Origin of the sequence: Gallicola sp. Sow4_E12, from assembly GCF_052116305.1 — a bacterium.
Lineage (GTDB): Bacteria > Bacillota > Clostridia > Tissierellales > Peptoniphilaceae > JBQKLI01.
Map to the genome: position 1 here is coordinate 107,665 of NZ_JBQKLI010000006.1, position 16,758 is coordinate 124,422.

At 33.9% G+C, this 16,758-nt stretch carries 20 protein-coding genes and 2 pseudogenes; all 22 read right to left on the minus strand.

Annotation, left to right across the window (positions count from 1 at the left end):
- Positions 1-98 precede the first annotated feature (98 nt).
- Positions 99-1,796 (minus strand): alpha-keto acid decarboxylase family protein, encoded by a 1,698-nt coding sequence (locus tag ACTQ46_RS04805; protein ID WP_441747787.1) that lies wholly within the window; start codon positions 1,794-1,796, stop codon positions 99-101.
- A gap of 214 nt (positions 1,797-2,010) precedes the next feature.
- Positions 2,011-2,754, minus strand: coding sequence for an alpha/beta hydrolase (locus ACTQ46_RS04810; protein WP_441747788.1), 744 nt, complete (start codon positions 2,752-2,754; stop codon positions 2,011-2,013).
- A 149-nt stretch (positions 2,755-2,903) separates the two neighbouring features.
- A complete protein-coding gene (locus tag ACTQ46_RS04815; protein WP_441747789.1) occupies positions 2,904-3,296 on the minus strand; it encodes a hypothetical protein in 393 nt (130 codons plus the stop codon).
- Between the two features lie 97 nt (positions 3,297-3,393).
- Positions 3,394-3,798 carry a sensor histidine kinase gene (locus ACTQ46_RS04820; protein WP_441747790.1) on the minus strand — a complete coding sequence of 135 codons (405 nt, stop codon included), beginning with the start codon at positions 3,796-3,798 and terminating at the stop codon, positions 3,394-3,396.
- 59 nt (positions 3,799-3,857) lie between these two features.
- Positions 3,858-4,607: a histidine kinase dimerization/phospho-acceptor domain-containing protein gene (locus ACTQ46_RS04825; protein ID WP_441747791.1), complete on the minus strand. Its 750-nt coding sequence runs from the start codon at positions 4,605-4,607 to the stop codon at positions 3,858-3,860.
- The gene (locus ACTQ46_RS04830; RefSeq protein WP_441747792.1) at positions 4,600-5,304 is read right to left on the minus strand and encodes a response regulator transcription factor; all 705 of its coding nucleotides are present in this window, start codon (positions 5,302-5,304) and stop codon (positions 4,600-4,602) included. The genes ACTQ46_RS04825 and ACTQ46_RS04830 overlap by 8 nt, the downstream gene beginning before the upstream one ends.
- 404 nt (positions 5,305-5,708) lie before the next feature.
- Complete coding sequence (locus ACTQ46_RS04835) at positions 5,709-6,227, minus strand: ClbS/DfsB family four-helix bundle protein (protein ID WP_441747793.1); 519 nt, start codon at positions 6,225-6,227, stop codon at positions 5,709-5,711.
- A 36-nt stretch (positions 6,228-6,263) separates the two neighbouring features.
- On the minus strand, positions 6,264-6,545 hold the full coding sequence (locus tag ACTQ46_RS04840; protein WP_441747794.1) for a CD1845 family protein: 282 nt from the start codon (positions 6,543-6,545) through the stop codon (positions 6,264-6,266).
- Between the two features lie 18 nt (positions 6,546-6,563).
- Positions 6,564-6,898, minus strand: a pseudogene (locus tag ACTQ46_RS04845) (23S rRNA (uracil-5-)-methyltransferase RumA); the annotation flags it as partial.
- Positions 6,899-7,206: 308 nt separating this feature from the next.
- Positions 7,207-7,629, minus strand: a complete 423-nt coding sequence (locus ACTQ46_RS04850; RefSeq protein WP_441747795.1) for a DJ-1/PfpI family protein — start codon at positions 7,627-7,629, stop codon at positions 7,207-7,209.
- A 12-nt stretch (positions 7,630-7,641) separates the two neighbouring features.
- Positions 7,642-7,776 carry a hypothetical protein gene (locus tag ACTQ46_RS04855; RefSeq protein WP_441747796.1) on the minus strand — a complete coding sequence of 45 codons (135 nt, stop codon included), beginning with the start codon at positions 7,774-7,776 and terminating at the stop codon, positions 7,642-7,644.
- A gap of 154 nt (positions 7,777-7,930) precedes the next feature.
- Positions 7,931-9,079: an AlbA family DNA-binding domain-containing protein gene (locus tag ACTQ46_RS04860; protein WP_441747797.1), complete on the minus strand. Its 1,149-nt coding sequence runs from the start codon at positions 9,077-9,079 to the stop codon at positions 7,931-7,933.
- Between the two features lie 79 nt (positions 9,080-9,158).
- A complete protein-coding gene (locus ACTQ46_RS04865; protein WP_441747808.1) occupies positions 9,159-10,721 on the minus strand; it encodes a recombinase family protein in 1,563 nt (520 codons plus the stop codon).
- The gene (locus tag ACTQ46_RS04870; RefSeq protein ID WP_441747798.1) at positions 10,714-11,130 is read right to left on the minus strand and encodes a recombinase family protein; all 417 of its coding nucleotides are present in this window, start codon (positions 11,128-11,130) and stop codon (positions 10,714-10,716) included. The genes ACTQ46_RS04865 and ACTQ46_RS04870 overlap by 8 nt, the downstream gene beginning before the upstream one ends.
- A gap of 237 nt (positions 11,131-11,367) precedes the next feature.
- Positions 11,368-11,688 (minus strand): DUF3847 domain-containing protein, encoded by a 321-nt coding sequence (locus tag ACTQ46_RS04875; RefSeq protein WP_441747799.1) that lies wholly within the window; start codon positions 11,686-11,688, stop codon positions 11,368-11,370.
- A 118-nt stretch (positions 11,689-11,806) separates the two neighbouring features.
- Positions 11,807-12,175: a DUF4180 domain-containing protein gene (locus tag ACTQ46_RS04880; protein WP_441747800.1), complete on the minus strand. Its 369-nt coding sequence runs from the start codon at positions 12,173-12,175 to the stop codon at positions 11,807-11,809.
- On the minus strand, positions 12,172-12,921 hold the full coding sequence (locus ACTQ46_RS04885) for a formylglycine-generating enzyme family protein (protein WP_441747801.1): 750 nt from the start codon (positions 12,919-12,921) through the stop codon (positions 12,172-12,174). The genes ACTQ46_RS04880 and ACTQ46_RS04885 overlap by 4 nt, the downstream gene beginning before the upstream one ends.
- Before the next feature lie 154 nt (positions 12,922-13,075).
- The gene (locus tag ACTQ46_RS04890) at positions 13,076-13,258 is read right to left on the minus strand and encodes a transposon-encoded TnpW family protein (RefSeq protein WP_021675738.1); all 183 of its coding nucleotides are present in this window, start codon (positions 13,256-13,258) and stop codon (positions 13,076-13,078) included.
- A gap of 78 nt (positions 13,259-13,336) precedes the next feature.
- Positions 13,337-14,608 (minus strand): annotated as a pseudogene (locus tag ACTQ46_RS04895) (DUF4368 domain-containing protein); the annotation flags it as partial.
- 191 nt (positions 14,609-14,799) lie between these two features.
- Entirely contained in the window at positions 14,800-15,261 is a 462-nt protein-coding gene (locus ACTQ46_RS04900; protein WP_441747802.1) for a flavodoxin, read from the minus strand.
- A gap of 620 nt (positions 15,262-15,881) precedes the next feature.
- Positions 15,882-16,145, minus strand: coding sequence for a hypothetical protein (locus ACTQ46_RS04905; protein ID WP_441747803.1), 264 nt, complete (start codon positions 16,143-16,145; stop codon positions 15,882-15,884).
- Complete coding sequence (locus ACTQ46_RS04910; protein ID WP_441747804.1) at positions 16,136-16,594, minus strand: hypothetical protein; 459 nt, start codon at positions 16,592-16,594, stop codon at positions 16,136-16,138. The genes ACTQ46_RS04905 and ACTQ46_RS04910 overlap by 10 nt, the downstream gene beginning before the upstream one ends.
- Positions 16,595-16,758 lie beyond the last annotated feature (164 nt).

Below are 16,758 nucleotides of genomic sequence, written 5' to 3' on the forward strand. Positions count from 1 at the left end.
CTCTTTTCTGAATTTATTGCCGAAACTCATTTCCGCCAGCACTTTCTGCCCTTATGGAAATACAGCCTTAGAATATTCATTCTAAGGCTGTCCCTTTTCTATTCTTCTATTCTTTCCTCTTCATCCATATCTTCTAGTCCTCTTTCCCCAAAGTTGAAATTTGCAACAGCAGGACCGAACTTTTTAAGAGCTTCTGGAGCATCTTCTTTGTCGAAATGGACTTCTATAAAGGCTCCATGGGATGCCTTCTCGACCTCTTCTAATGCCTTCTCCAATTCTCCTTGGGTGCGGACATCGAATGTCAGCATCTTATTATCTTGAATAAGATGATCCGGCAGTTTATGATAATTCCACATCGGAATGTCATTATAGGCTTTATTCATTCCCAAAATATATCTTTCGATCGTATAGCCATCATTATTGATTAAGAAAATAATAGGATTCAGGCCGTTATACAGAATTCTCGATAATTCTTGGGCTGTTACTTGAAAAGAACCGTCTCCTATGAAGAGAATCTGCCTTCTGTCTGGATTTGCTAAAAGGCTTCCATAAAGAGCAGGCAGTGTATAACCGATAGCTCCCCAGATCAAGGAAGCTATATATTTCGCTCCCTTTGGCATAACTAGTCCTCCTGCGGCTTGGCTTGCAGTACCTGTCTCTGCATATATCAGATCCTCTTCTTCTAGAAACCCTTGAATCCGCTTCCAAAAATCTTCATGATTTATGTTCTTCTCTGGTTCGAACTCAAATTTATGTTCTTGTTTCGAATTTAGATTCTTTTTATCAGCACTTTCTTCTGCCTGTTCAAGGACTTTTCGAAGCAGATCTTTAATATCCACTCCTTCGTAAACTTTATCGCCGATAAAGGTGTGGTCTTTATCCATCCAAACCAAGTATTCTTGCGGCAGATTATCTGTATAGGTTCCAGAGTTCCACTCGATAAATCGAGGTGTTACGGAAAGGACAAAATCCGCCTCTTCGACTTTCTCTTTTACATTTTCTTTTGTATCTTTTCCTTTATAGGTTCCGATAAACAGAGGATGATTTTCATCTAACACAGCTTTTCCCGTTGTCATTTGAGCAAATGGTGTTTGGGTCTTTTCTACAAATTCTATCATTTCCTCTGCAACTTCAAAACGATCCACATCCATATCCACTAGAACTACTGGATTCTCGGCTTTTTGGTAAAGATCAAGTATCGCCTTTGCTGTTTCCTCAAGGCTCTTTTCATCGCTGGCGTGAGATCCCGGCAAAAGAGGTTCATTTTTCACATCGATACAATAGTAGGAAAGATTCGAAGGGATTTTTATATTAACCGGTCTTTTGTAACGAAGTGCTGCTCTTAAAGCTCGATCGATCTCTTCTTCTGCATTCTGCTGGGTAATCGTTGTCTGAACAGCTGTAAACTCTTCATAAGTCTTTGTGATATTCGAAAAATCTCCATCTCCCAAGCTGTGATGCACTTTGAAATTGTGTCTTTTTACATAAAGAGGAGGTGCTCCTGTAATTACAATAACAGGGACGTGTTCTGCTGCAGAACCTGCAACCCCTGCAATAGCTCCTAAATCTCCTACACCGTAGGTTACACAAAGAGCCGCTATCCCGTGTTCTCTTCCATAGCCGTCTGCAGCATAGGCCGCATTTAATTCGTTGGAGGCTCCGGAAAATTCTATTCCTTCCGCTTTATTAATCTGCTCTAAAAACTGAAGGTTAAAATCACCCGGCAGTCCTATAATATGTTTTATTCCTAATTCTTTTAATCTATTAATCAAATAGTCGCCTATCGTAATTTTCATAATCCTCTCCTTCTATATATTTATTTACGAAAAGTAAAAGTTTTATCCACCTGTAATAATTTTCTACCCAATTCAGGAGCCTTTATCACGAATCTCCTTTAGTCTATATCATTCTTGGAGGTGAAAATTGGAAACAGCTTACAATTATCCGTTTTTTTAATAAATAAAAAAACGCTCTTTCTAATAAAAGCGTTTTTTATTATTTTTACTGATTTCATTTAGTTTCTAGGATAAAATCGGAGATAGACTGACCCGCTGATATCTGCTGTTCTTTTGAAGAAATCTCTGCCTTCCCGTCTCCAGACTGAGGTCCATAATTGCCAAAGCCTGCATGATTTGCTCCTTTTAAAACAATTTCTGTAAAATCTTCAGGAAGATTTTCTTTGTTTTTCTCATAGGCCTCGAGGTTTAATATTTGATCCCGATCTCCATAGATACTTAGAACCTCAAGTTCCTCAGTGGAAATATCCGAAGCAGAGTAAGAAGCCAGAAGTATTACCCCCTCCAATTTCTCGCTGTTTTTAGAAGCATAGTCTGCAGCCATACTTCCTCCTAAGGAATGTCCTCCGATATACCATTCTTCTATATTCGGATATTCTGCTATTATTTCTTCTGCTTTGTTAATGTCAAATACCGCTAAGTGAAAAGGCATCTTTGGAACGGCACAAAGAATTCCTTCCTTTGCAATTTCAGTCATTAAGGGTCCGTACCCTTTATATTCTACCTTTCCTCCTGGGTAAAAGATCAAAGCTTTCTTTGCATTTCCCGGATCAGCAATCAGCATGTCATCTTCTGCGGAAACTTGAACCCCTTCCCTGCTGCTTTCTGTTATACTTTCCTCTGCCGCTGAATAATAGTCAGAAACATAAAGAAAAAATAATCCTGTTAGAATTATAAGGGCTATGAACATACCTGCTATCATTTTATATTTTATGTCGATCTTTTTTTGATTAAACATATTTATCCTCTTCTAGTTCATTGTAATATATTTATTATATCATGGATAAACCAGTCTCCCCTCTGCAAAAAGTCCTGTATCCCTATTATAGCTTTAGAATATCCCCCATAATTACCACATAAAAATCCACCCTGAGAAAGGGGTGGATTTTAGTGAAGGATGTGAAGGATATTTATTAAATTATTATTTTGTTTTTTCTCATTGTTGTTTAGTTTGCTGTCTTTTTGATTTTCTGTCGTTGGCGTATCTTTTTTATTGCCTTTGTTAAGATTCTTTTTGTTTAGGTTTTTCTTTTCTGTTTTGTTAAGAGTGTTGGACTTTTTTTCATCCTTCTTATTGTCTTTGTCTGCCGGCTTTTCTGTTTTCTTATTATCCTTTGTTTTAAACTTCGTATCTTTCTTAGGATTTGCCTTCTGTTCCACTTTCGTTCCTGCGTTGGGTTTGTTTGCATTCTGTTTTTTGTCTTTTGTACCGCATCCAGCAAGAAACCCTACTGATAATAATCCTGCAAGTGCTACTGCCATAACTTTTTTTGTATTCATTTGTGTTTCTCCTTTTTCTATTGTTATTTTATGTTTTAAGTATAGTCCTCAAAACCATTAAAACACCCTATAGAAAATCTGAAGAATTATGAAGATTTTATTTTTGTTTATATGGCAGACTTATTTTTACGGTAAAAGATTCCCCTTTGCTCCAAGCAAAGGTCCCGTTATGCATTTTCATGATCTTTTCGCAGGTTTTTAGCCCAATTTCAGTGCTATCCATAGACTCTTTTTCTCCAATCTGGTTTTCAAAATCCAGATGAAGATTCTCTCCTTCAATCCTGCACTTTACTCTTATACTTTCTTTCGAATCTGCATATTTTATAATATTAGAGCTCAGATTATTAAAGACACGAAGAATCAGATCTACATCCAGCTCCAAGCTTCCAAGGATTGGTTCTGCTTCCCGTACAATTTTGAACCCCTTCATTTCTAAATCAAAAAGAAATTCTTCTATAAACTGTATCCAAAACTTCGCACCATTTACCCGAGTTAAAGACAAGCTCTCCGAGTCCTTCTGAGATACTAAGAAATATGCAAAAAGCTGATCCGAAAGGGTTTTTATATGTTCTGCTTTTTGACTGGCAAATTGCAGATACTGCCCTGCTGTTCCGTATAGTCCGAGTCAAGCTTTAACAGCTCCAAATATCCTATTAAAGCAGTCAGAGGCGTTCTTAAATCATGAGACATCGCTGTTACCAGCCCTCGGTTTGCCTCATGGGCCGCCTCCTCTGTTTCCTGGCGCTCTAGTAAGGCGCAGCGCATCCTTTCAACTTCTTTTGCAAGAGAAGCAAGTTCATCCTTTCCTTTTATCGTAATCGGATAAGTCAAGTCTCCTCCGCCTAAAATTTTCAGTTCCGATTCGATTTTTGTTATATATTTCAGCTTTCGGCGAATAGAATAAAGAACAATCCCCAGAAAAGCTAAAAAGCTGATCCCTGCTGATACAGTATCCGCCGCCCGATAATAACTTTCATAAGTTGTGAAAGAGATCATCTGTGCTATCCCATCTTTAAAATAAACAGGATAGGCCGGATCCGTTTTATCAAGATTAGCATCCGGTTCTGCCAGCATTTGAACCTCCAACTGATCTACATCAGCCAAAGCTAAATCATTTTCATTTATATAGTTCTGAAGGCTTCTTACTGTCTTGTTCTCTTGATTTATAATAGAAGACCAGTTGAACAATTCTTTATCGAGTATTGTATAGGAGACTTGCCTTAAACCAAAAAAGAGCAGCGTGCCGATACAGATTCCTACAACGATCAAAAGCATTAATTCTCCAGCGAGACGATTTTGACGGCTATTCAATTCGATACCCCTTCCCCCAGACATTCAAAAGAATTTTCGGGTTTTTCGGATCTTCTTCAATTTTCCTTCGCAAATTCCGTATGTGGACCATCACATTGTTGTTGGAACTGTAATAATAAGGTTCATCCCATACATATTCATAAACATATTGAATCGAAAATAAGCGTCCTTTGTTCTTAGCAAAAAGAAGCAGTATTCTGTATTCAAGATCCGTAAATTGTATCTCTTCTCCCTCTTTCCATACTTCGTTTGAAATAGGGTTGATCTCAAGATTTTTTATCTTAATCACTTCCTGCTCTTCAATAGAATCTTTTCCTCGATACACATGATATCGCCGGATCATGGCCTTCACTTGAGCAACCAGTTCAGCGTAAGAGAAAGGCTTCGATAGATAGGCATCTCCTCCTGCTCCAAGACCCAAAGTTTTATCGGAATCCTGTGATTTTGCAGACAAAAAGAGAATCGGAACGGTTAAGCTTTTTCTAAGCTCCACACAAACCGAGATTCCGTCTTGATAAGGCATCATCATGTCCAAAATGATCAGATCAAAGGATTCATTCGCCTTCTCCACTGCATCTTTTCCATTGACAGCTTCTACAACCTCAAACCCGTCATTTTCTAAAAGGGTACGGACAATGTGTCGGATATCGGCATCATCGTCTGCAAATAATATCTTGATTGGATTATGTTTTTCCAAATTGCACCTCCTGCTTATATCTTATTAAATATAAACAAAAGTTCATGTAGTTTTCATGGAGAAAAAATATTTTTTATTAAAATGATTTATAAAGTATAGGCACCAGTATAAACGCTAAGATCTGATCTCTAGAAAGTAGATTTTGAAATATTGTATTTATTTGCTAAAAATCTATACCCATAACCTTCTTCATTTTCTCTAATAATTTTCAATTTTTCTATTAAACTAATTTTTATCATGTAAAAACCCCCTTAATCCGTGTCCGGATTTTGGGGGTCACTATAATAGTCAAAGTTCACATCATCACCTCCTCCCTTAAAATTTGCAAAGAAAAAGACGATAGTTTTTCTCTATCGCCTTTGGTAACCATTTTTATGAAATTTTTTAAAGTTAAAAAATATAATTTATAATACTATCTTCTTCCATTTTCTGATTTTAGTTCTGAAAGTTCCAAAAGGTGCAACAGTATTTACATGAATAAACTTATACACTTCCCAAGTCGCTGTTTTAGTCGCTTCATCAGCCCACTTTCTCATGTGCGGTTCAAATAATTCTTCCTCACTCAACGAATCAATCATTGCATAAATAGAATTAATATTTTCATTTAATTTTGCTTTCAACTCTTGCAGAGATAAATGAGCGTAGGTATCCGTGAACCACTGATATAATGCACCAAGTTGATTCCATTTAAATTCATCCGATGGTGTTTTTACTTGAAGCCCATTTCTTTCATCTTCATCCCATTTAAGAACCAAGCTTGTCCAGCCAACCTGATAAGCAAGGTTTTCTGCTGGAGTTCTATCAACTTCATCCGCTCTCTTATCTTTTAAATTTTCTGGAATATTATCAAATTCTGAAATATATTTCTCAAATGTTTTCTCTATTTCAGCTTTTAGTTCTTCTTTATTTTTGTATGTTCGCAAAAAATCACCTTCTTTCTGATTTATCAATCCTTTGATTTAAACTGACCTTATTTTTCTATTTATACCTTCTAAGAACGCTATAACAGCTGCTCCCACCATAGGTATTCCGTAAGGACTAACTAAAAATCCAATAATCAATGCTTCTATACCAATGTAATTTCTTTTTGTAAAAAAAGATGCTATGGCTCCAAATATACAAAACATCATCAGCAAATATAGCAATCCAGTTCCTATGCCAAGCAAGAATGTAAGAAAGGCATTGAGGATACTTAACATTAAGCTAATTGGAAAGAAGATTATTTTTAATATCCACCTCATAAATATCCTCCATTTCTACTAAATCATTTTAAAATGCCTTAAAGCATCCATAATGGCTTCCTCTTTTTCCGGTGTGCATTGTGGAATAACCTGTTTATCTTTTTTCGATTTATTATAATGCTCCCTCAGTACAATTCCACATTTCTTTTTAATCTGTGCAATATAGAGTGTAGAAACCTTTAGCCCAAATTTTTCTAATACATACTCCTTGATTTGAGCATATGTTGCTTTACTTTCAGCACTTGTCAAATCCATCTCATTGAGCTCAATTTCAACCTCTAATTGAGCTCAATTTCAACCTCTATATGATTATTGACATCGAGTTTGGACAATAATGCTACCGCCTCAACATGGCTTGAGTGGTCAGTATGGATAAAATTTAATATTTCTAAAAACCCTCGTATGTGGGAATATATCCACTTTTTATTAATACTTCATATACACTGGATAACGTTTTAATATTTTCTTAATCAATTAATACATAGAAACCAATTTCTATCGATAGATTTTATATTTAGAAACACTTTTCCCAATATATTTTGAAAATCTATTGGTTCCATTCTACAACTTCTACCAATTTTGACTAAAAATTCAAGCTATTTAGTTACAGAATCTTATTGTGTACTAGTTAGGTTTTTCTTGTATTTCTATAAAAATCAAACTATAATCCAAAGCTTTTTGGCGTTATATCAATGCCTAACATTTTTGCAAATTGTATTTCAAACCTAACAAAATTATAAGATACAGATGTAAGGATATTTTCTGAGTTTAAATAACCTTCTTCAATGGGGTTTTCTATACATTCATCCCAATCTTTCATTTCAGTTAAATCTGACTCCAAAAATCCTTCTTCTAAGAGTTCTACTTTGTTTACACCTGCCATAAATGGCTTACCCTTAAGAATTCCTGCCTTAAGTAACAAAATTGGAGCAATTGATATAGCACCAATTATTTTCCCATTAAATTTTTTTATAAATTCTATTATTTCTTGATCTTCTACAGCAGCTTCTATATCTGCTGCACCTGGGAGTAATAAACTATCAAATTCACCAATATCTATATCATAAATAGATTTATCAGGCAATATTTTTAGGTCTTATTCACTTATTACAACTTCAGTATCCTTTGCAAATATAATAATTTTTCTATTATTAAGTGCTAAAATTTCAAGCGCAACGCTTATTTCAAAGTTACAAAAAGAATCATAAATTAGTACAGCAGTTTTACTCATTTTTCCTCCAATTATCTTATAAAATTTTCTTGCATTAGTAGTATTTTCAAATCATTCTTTATTAACAAATAAATCATTTAGCAATGGGCTTGAGTGGTAAGTATGGATAAAATTATATTTTCCAAAATCTTCGTAAGTTGAAATATATTTATTCTCAATTATTTCTAAATTCTTCTAACATTTTATTGAGAACTAATGCATTTTCATATTCTTCAACAAATGCCCCCTCTTTGTACTGAGGAAAATCCGGAATATTTGGCATGTGTACATTTTTTAAATATTCTTTTCTTTTATACCAACTATTCCTAACAAATTCTTTAAATTCCATACGCTCTTCTTCCGATTCAAATAATAGTACTACTTCAAAGAATTCCTGTCTAGAGAACTCATCACTAAAGGATTCTTGATAAAAGAAAAACTGATTTAATTTGTAAAAAAAAGTTCCTTTCGTAAAATACCTATATGAAAAATCCCAACAAAAGCTATTGTTTTTGTCTAATGTAATTCCATCTATTTCTGGGCAAGGCGTGAAGTACCTACCTCCATCTAAAGAAACCCCTCCTAATTCTTTCAATAATGTCTGATGATATTTAAATTTTATATCATACCAATGTGGTCTTGAATCTGTTTGAGAAAAAAGATAATATTCATACCCATCTCTTTCATCTCTAGCACTCTTATATTCAATAGTGAACTCTGGAAAATACTTGTAGTACTTTTGCATTTCACCATATGGACCATCATTCCAATTTTCATAATCCTCAAGATAAATCTCAAATCTTTCTAAAACTGTTTGAGTTAATCCAAATCGTTTTTTCCACAAATATTCAACTTTATCTAAATCTGCTGATCTATCTATAGGTGTGTTAGTATCTTGAATTCTCGTGTAAATATAATTCGCCCTAATTCCCTGAAAGTTATCTGTCAAATAATATGGTGTGTTATTGTCATTCAATATCACTATTACATCAATTGTTTTACCCAATATTTGATATCTTTTTACATATACCGTTGGTCTTAAACCACCCGCAAATTTTTTGTCTTTTAGAAAATCAACTATGTTTTGAGTGTTTTTTCTTCCATCGTCTTGACTTACATCTCTAACATTATAATTATCCTCTTCGTTGACACCTATTATTATAAAAGCATCTCTACTATCTAAATTATTAGACATGCAAATAATATCATGAAGTAAGTCTTGCTTTCCTTTTTTATCAGATTTATACCATTCTTTCTTAAAATCCCAGTGCCCACCTTCCTGCCTAAGATTTATCAATTCCAATATTTCTTCTAGTTCAACCATATACCTCCTCCACTAATATTTATTATTTATATTATACCATTACTAGACAAAGCAAAAACAGCCCTATATATAGAGCTGCCTATTTTTCTATTTCAACCTTAAGTCCAGATTTAAATACTACTTTTAAATTTTCTTCATAAATTACTATCTTATCTATAAGTTTCCTTACCAATTCTTCATCATAGCTTTCTATTTCTAATTCCTGATTTTCTAAAAACTCTTCTAATTCCATTAGTCTGCTTTGTTCATTTTTCTCTTCTGCCACAGTTAGTAGTATCGTTTCCTTTTCATTCCTTAACTCTTCCACTCTGTCTGCAAGTTCTGTGTAGTCTTTCTTGGCATTAGCAACTTTTAAAAGTTCTTCTTGAACCGCCAGCATTTCTTTGTCTATTACTTCTATTCTACTAATTCCATCACCTGTGATGGCTTTTTCAATATTCTCTTTTATTATTTCTTTTAATTCACTGCTCTCAGAAATAAGCTGATTGATTGCTCCTACGACTGCCTCTTGTAGCTCAGTCTCTTTTATGGTTCTTGCTTCACATGCTTCTAGTCCATGGGTTACTCTTGTGCAACACCTCCAAACGGTGTACTTTTTTCCTCTGTTATTCCAAGCAATTCTCCTGTAAATATCCCCGCATTTAGAGCAGTAGACAATACTTGAAAGGGCGTATTTGCTGGAATAAATTCTTCTCTTTCCTTTGCCACTTACCATATTAGCTCGTCTGTACATTTCTTCTCCGACTCGCATGAAGATTTCTTTTGGTATGATGGCTTCGTGGCTATTTTCTACATAATATTGAGGTGCAATCCCATCATTTTTTACTCTTTTCTTATTTAGAAAATCCACTGTATAAGTCTTTTGTAAGAGGGCATCTCCCATATATTTCTCATTGGTTAAGATTTGATTGAGGTTTGATACATGCCATTTCTTATTTCCCGCCCCATTTACTATCTTGTCTTTCTCTAATCCTACTTTTATATCTCGTAGGCTTGCTCCTTCCAAGTATTCTCTGTAGATCCTTTTTATAATTTTTGCTTCTTCAGGAACGATGACAAGTTTTCCCTCTTCGTCTTTTGTGTAGCCTAAGAACCTATTATGATTTACTTGGACTTGCCCTTGTTGAAATCTATATTGAAAGCCTAACCTCACATTTTGCGATAAGGACTGGCTTTCCTGTTGTGCAAGGGATGCCATAATAGTAAGGAGAACTTCTCCTTTGGCATCCATGGTGTTGATGTTTTCTTTTTCAAAGTAGACTGGGATGTTGTTTTCTTTAAGTTTTCGAATATATTTTAAGCAGTCTAGTGTATTTCTGGCAAACCTCGATATGGACTTTGTGATTATATAGTCGATATTTCCTTCCATGGCTTCTTCAATCATTTTGTTAAAGCCGTCTCTTTTCTTGGTATAAGTTCCACTAACTCCTTCATCAGAAAATACTCCCGCAAATTCCCAATCTAAGTTTTTCTTAATATAATTTGTGTAATGGTCTACTTGAGCGTCATAAGAAGTTGCCTGTTCATCGCTATCTGTTGATACCCTCGCATAGGCTGCCACTCTTAGTTTTTTCTTTCCTAATTCCTTGATGGAATTTCCTTTTTTCTTTTTAGCTGGTATGACTATGACCTTGCTATTCATCATCTATCACCTCGATTAACCTATACTTATAGCTCGCTCGTTCAAAGGAATCTAGAGGCAAACTCTCTTCCTCCTTATATCTAAACTTACAAGGAATTTTAATAATCTCTTCTTCCTTTTCCCAAACTCGTCCCATGGCCACTGCCCTTTCCTTTAACATTTGACCTGCCTTTTCAAAGCTTTCTTCATCTATTATCTTGGGGTAGATCTCATTTCCTAAATATTTTTTATTGGTAAGGATTCTTTTTACACTTGAGCTGTTTTTCTTTAGTCCAGCAAGGTCTGCTGACTTTATAAGGGCGTTGCCAGCAAGATAGTTTTTAAAGATTTTTCTTATATTCTCAGCTTCTTTTTCCTGAACTTCTAATCTTCCATCTCTTATGGTATTGCCATAACATAGTCTAGACATCTTCTTTCACTTCCTTTTTTTCCGATACTTTGATGTGGCGATGGATAAGACTTCCTAAAAAAATCGGATAGCTTTTTATCCGATTTCTTTTGGGAAGTACACAAGGGGTAGGAAATTTATTTCCGTAGGGGAGTGTAGCTCCCCTGTATCAGCGAACGCTGATATGCTCTCTGCAAGAGCCTTCGGAGAACGCACACACCCTTTAGGGTGTATAAGTGCGCCCTTGTAAACAAGGGACTATTCCTCTATGTCCGTTACTTCCTCCTGTGTTTCTATATTTTTGTTTTCGTTTTCTTCTCGCTTAGCTATGATTTTCTTGATTTTTTGTCGAATTTCTTCTTTGTGATTTAGAGAACTGATGAGCTGATAAAATTCATCTTTGGTTAATTCTTTGCTCTCGGTAAAGATACTTTCAAATACACCGCCTTTTTTATAAAGCCGTCTATCTCTCTTTTTTCGTGCTTTCTCTTTCTGCTGACTGATGAGTTTTTTTCTTTTGTTTTGTAACTGCTTGATTTCTTCTTCTGCCATTAAAATTTTTTCTTCTATGTTTTTCATTTTTCTTGTCCTTTCTTTCTAATTTTAAGCAATAAAAAAACAGTAAACCGATTTGATTTGCTGTTCCTGTGTTAGATTTTATGAAATTCTTAGTTATGTGAGCTGAAATTTTATCATTCTAACTGTTACTTAATCTATTTAAAGCTTCAATTTCACTTTCAACAAAAAATATATCATTCCCTTGATTACATTCATAAATAAAGGCATTTAGGGCATTACTCTCATGATTCGAAAAATCGCCTATAATTGCTAATTTCATTTTATAGTTTATTAGTTTTTGCAAAATATTTCCTGCGATTTTATTGCTGAGATGAAAGAACTCTTCTGTAAGATTATCTTTACTAATGATAAATTTATTTTCTCCTGTTTCATAAGCGATTGTCATAAACAAATCTAAAAATGACTGTTCATCTGATATTACAATCGACTCATCTTCAATTCGTACAACTTTGGTTTTATCTTTTGATTCCAATACTTTATGTTTCACTTAATTCTCTCGAAATTATTTTTTGCTATTCTAAATCCCAAATCATCGATTCTAAAATCCGGAAAGCTCTTTCTCCTTGAAGTGGCTCCACAAGCTCTCTTTTCGCTTGCAAAGCTCCCACCTCTAAAAATGCGATAGTTTCCATATCGTTCTTCATCATAGAAATCAAAACACCATTCCCAAACATTTCCAATCATATCAAAAAGCCCAAAACTATTTTCTTTTTTTGTCTTTACTTCATGCAATCTTCCATCAGAATTGTCTTCAAACCAAGCGATATCCTCAATATTATTGTATCGATATCCTTCACTATTTCCTCTACAAGCATATTGCCATTCTGCATCTTTTGGTAATCTAATCCCATTTTTTGAATCATCTACTGCAATTTCTTCTGAAACAGAATTGAATGTATAGCACTTTTCTAATGAAAGTTTTTCGGAAAGCAAGTTACAAAATTGAATTGCATCCATCCAACTGATATTTACAACCGGAAAATGTTTTGTTTGAATATCATAGTCAATATCCATAACATAATGATACAATTCATTTGTGACAGGTGTTTTTAACAATAAAAATGATTGAATCATCACTAATTCTTCTTTCACAATTTTTTCCTTTTTTGTTCCGGGAATAGACATTTTGTAATCTGAACTCATCCACTTGATTGGATCAACAAAATCTCTAATGAGCTCCTGACCTTCCGGAACGAAAACCATATTTTCTTTTAAATATCTCATCAAGTCCATTTTTCACACCTGTAAATTTAATTTTATTTATCTATTTTGATTAATATTATACCATTTTCAATGGCTTTTTCCCACTGTCAGATTTCCTACTTACCCTCAAGCATTCATCAGAACATTCGGAAAAGTTGGATACAAAAATTATCTTTTTCTTTTATTATTTCTGTTCTGATTGCACTACCTTTAACAGTTTATCTTGAAATGTTTCTTTGCTGTTTTTATCAAAATATATTTCTGTAACAAAGGTCTTTCCATTTATCTTCTTTGTAAGAATGCCATCAGGCTTTTGATGTTGTTCTTTCTGTATTTCTTTAATATCTGTTTTCTCGTTTTCTGCCATATAGTTCCTCCTTTCGACTTGCACAAAAAAAGATTTCCTGTGATTATGAAACCTCTTTTGTTTGTTTGATATTTAGTTTTAAGTTACTCTTTGTAGTTTCTTTTTTGCTCTGTATTCTCTTGCTTTTAATTTCTCATACTCTCGGCACTTTTCAAGATTTTTCTCTCTGTATGCTTTTGAATACTCTCTATGATAGGCTCGTGATTTTTCTTTCTTTGCTTCTTCTATTTCTTCCCTCACCTGTATCATTTCTTGTTCTGTCGGATCTATCTCTTTTGTGAGTTCATTTTCAAATCTGCCGATATAGTTAAAATAAACTTCAATACGCTGAACGGCATATTTTGCTCTTTTGACATCTCGCTCATGCACAACAATTTTATTGATACATTCATTGATGGCGATAGGGGTAAGTTCTTCAAAGTCTGAATAGCTTTCTGCAAGTTTGATAAAGTTCTTTGCTCTTTGGTTTGCATTTTCAAATTCGGATAAGCGTTCCTCTATTTTCTCTTTTTCCGCTTTTAAGCTGTAATATTCTTCTGCATATTTTCTTGATAATAATTCATAGCGATTTGTTTCAATATTTCCCAGTGCATTATCTTCATAGAGTTTATTCACCACTCTTTCTATCTGTTCCATTCTGTCTGTAATTTGTGGAATACGCTTTATCTGTTTCTTGATTTCTTCGGTCTGTTCTCTTGCAAGACTGCTTTTTATCAAGGCTTCAAACTCTTCTTTACTTTCTAATAAAAATTTAGCTATCTTTCGCAAAACCTCTGTGATATTTTCCATAACATCATCAACATCAATACGATGTGGAGAATGGCATTTCGGGTGTTTAGCTTTGCCTTTGGCGTAATCACTGCAATAGGTTACATGCTGTACTTTTCCGTTTTTGTGTATGGTGCGTATGTGCATTTTTGTACCGCAATCTTTGCAATACATCAGTCCCGATAATGCGTGAATTTCTCCGTCTCCGTTCGGTCTTTTTACAGGTGCGTTTTTTAATATCCGCTGTACATTTTCATAGGTGCTTCTATCTATGATTGGCTCGTGAACATTGGGGGTGATTTGCCACTTATCTTTATCGACATAGTAGTTTCGCTTATCTCGGTAATGTTTTTCGGTCTTGAAGTTGACTGCATCGCCACAGTACTCTTGTCTTTTCAGTATGCGTGTTAAGGTTGCTTTGTTCCAGTTATATCCGTTTTCTTCATTGAGAGGTTTGCTTTTGGCTGTTCCTCTGTCTTGTTATTTCATATAAAAGGTTGGGGTTAGTATTTCTTTTTCTTTCAGACAAACGGCTATCTGATTTCTGTTTTTCCCCTCCATAAATAGCCTGAAAATGAGTTTTTTTCTTTTGTTTTGTAACTGCTTGGTTTCTTCTTCTGCCATTAAAATTTTTTCTTCTATGTTTTTCATTTTCCTTGTCCTTTCTTTCTAATTTTGAGCAATAAAAAAACAGTAAACAGATTTGATTTACTGCTTCGTGAATTGCTATCTTGTATCTTTTATTTGGTTATTTGAGTTTAATAAACTGGGATTCATAAATTACTATCTAACCATGTTTTTAGTTCATCAAAACTGTAATCTCCTTTTAACGCTAATCCATCTTTAATAATTGAATTCTTACATTCCTTTTTGTAATCTTCAATCATTCTCCCAAAACCACCTCCGCCATGCGTGCAAAACGGAATAATTGTCTTTCCACTTAAATCAACCGTTCTTAAAAACGATAGCACGGGTGGGGCAAAAGTTTTAAGCCAATTAGGAGAACCAATAAAAACCACCTCTGCATTTTCAATAGTTTCCGCCCCTTGAATAAGAGGTGGGCAATATCCTTTTTCAATTTCTTCTCTCACTTCTTTTACAGCTGTATTATATGAGAATGAATAAGGCTTTTGTGGCTTCAGCTCTCTCAAATCTCCATCAGTAATCAACGCAATATCTTCTGCTAATCTTCTTGTTATTCCTGAATATGAATAATATACAACTAAAGGACTCATTATAATCATCTCCTTAATTCAACTTAATTGCTATTATATCATTTTTATTATATGATGAGTATCCTAAAATTATCCATCCTGTTCACTCCACCTAAAATATCCATAGTGTCTACACACCCTGCAATAATCTACACTTGAACTGTTCCCAAAAGGTGTTTTCCAAATAGAAAATGGCTTTTAAGATTTTCTTAAAAATCCTAAAAGCCATTGATTTCAACAGTCTTATAACCCATCATCTTATTTTCTTGACATCAATACTACACTCTCAAGCCTTATACTAAAAAAGAAGTTATAGCTCAGCAAAAAAGAGAAGAAAAAGAAAAATTAATTTTATCGATTAAAGAATATTATCATAAGAATAGAAATATATCTGAAACTGCGAGGAAGTTTAAGCTATCAAGGAATACAGTTAGGAAATTCATTAAACTCGATTAAGTAAGGGCAAGTATAAGATAAGATTAGGGTCTGTAAATAATTTTGTGCGAAAAGCTGCATCCTAAAAAGATTATAGGCTGAAGCTTAAAATATCACGCAATCTATAAAGAGTCTCGTCTCAAGAAATTATTTACAGCCCCCAGGCCCTTTCTCTCTGTTATTCCTGTAAAATTTTTCTATATATATTACTCCTTATATTTTTTTAAATTTACAAAAAATTCTTGATTGTCCCTTTTTTTAATTAACTTATCTGTATTTTCAGTCAGTATTTTCCAAGTATGATTGGCTATATTATCTTGTAAATTCTCAGTTCCAATTTCCATACCTTGACTTTTTATCTGTAAACTATTAGCAAAAATATACTTATCTGATTTATTGATTAATATTTTTTTCAAATACTCTTCTTGCTTTTTAGATAACTCCAACTCTACTATATCAGCTAAAAGCAATTCATCAGGTTTAAATGATGTCTAATAATTTCAGTCATATGTCGACCTATATATCTATATTTTATCTCTTCAAAAATGTTTTTATCTAATATGTCAGTTCTAATTAATTCTTCTTTAAACTCTCTCGATAAATCTGTTATATTCTCTCTTGACTTAGTCTCATTAAATCTCTTAATAAAATCTCTTAAATATTTATTTTTTATATTTAACCTATAATCATTTCTCGTTGTTTCATTTACAGGTATACAATCATCATCTTCTGCTGCGAATTCATCATCTAAATATTTTCTCTCCTCGTCCTCAAATTTATACGCTCCACCAACAGGTTGAAATTTTCCTGTTCTGGAATTAGGTACTAACAAGTATTTTCCATCTACCTTAATTCTAAACAAGTAAGCAAAAGATATTCTTACCTTAGTATCCTTTTTAAGCAGTCCACTTCTTTGCAATTGCCTCTGGGAGGCCTTCCACTCCTCATTGTCTTGCAAATTTTGTATTGAAATGGATAGGTTACACTTAGTTGGACAGATTTCTTAAGGTCATATAAAATTAAAACAATAAGACTAAGGAGAATCTGAATATGGCTAAAAGAAAGCGTAGAGAATTCACGGAT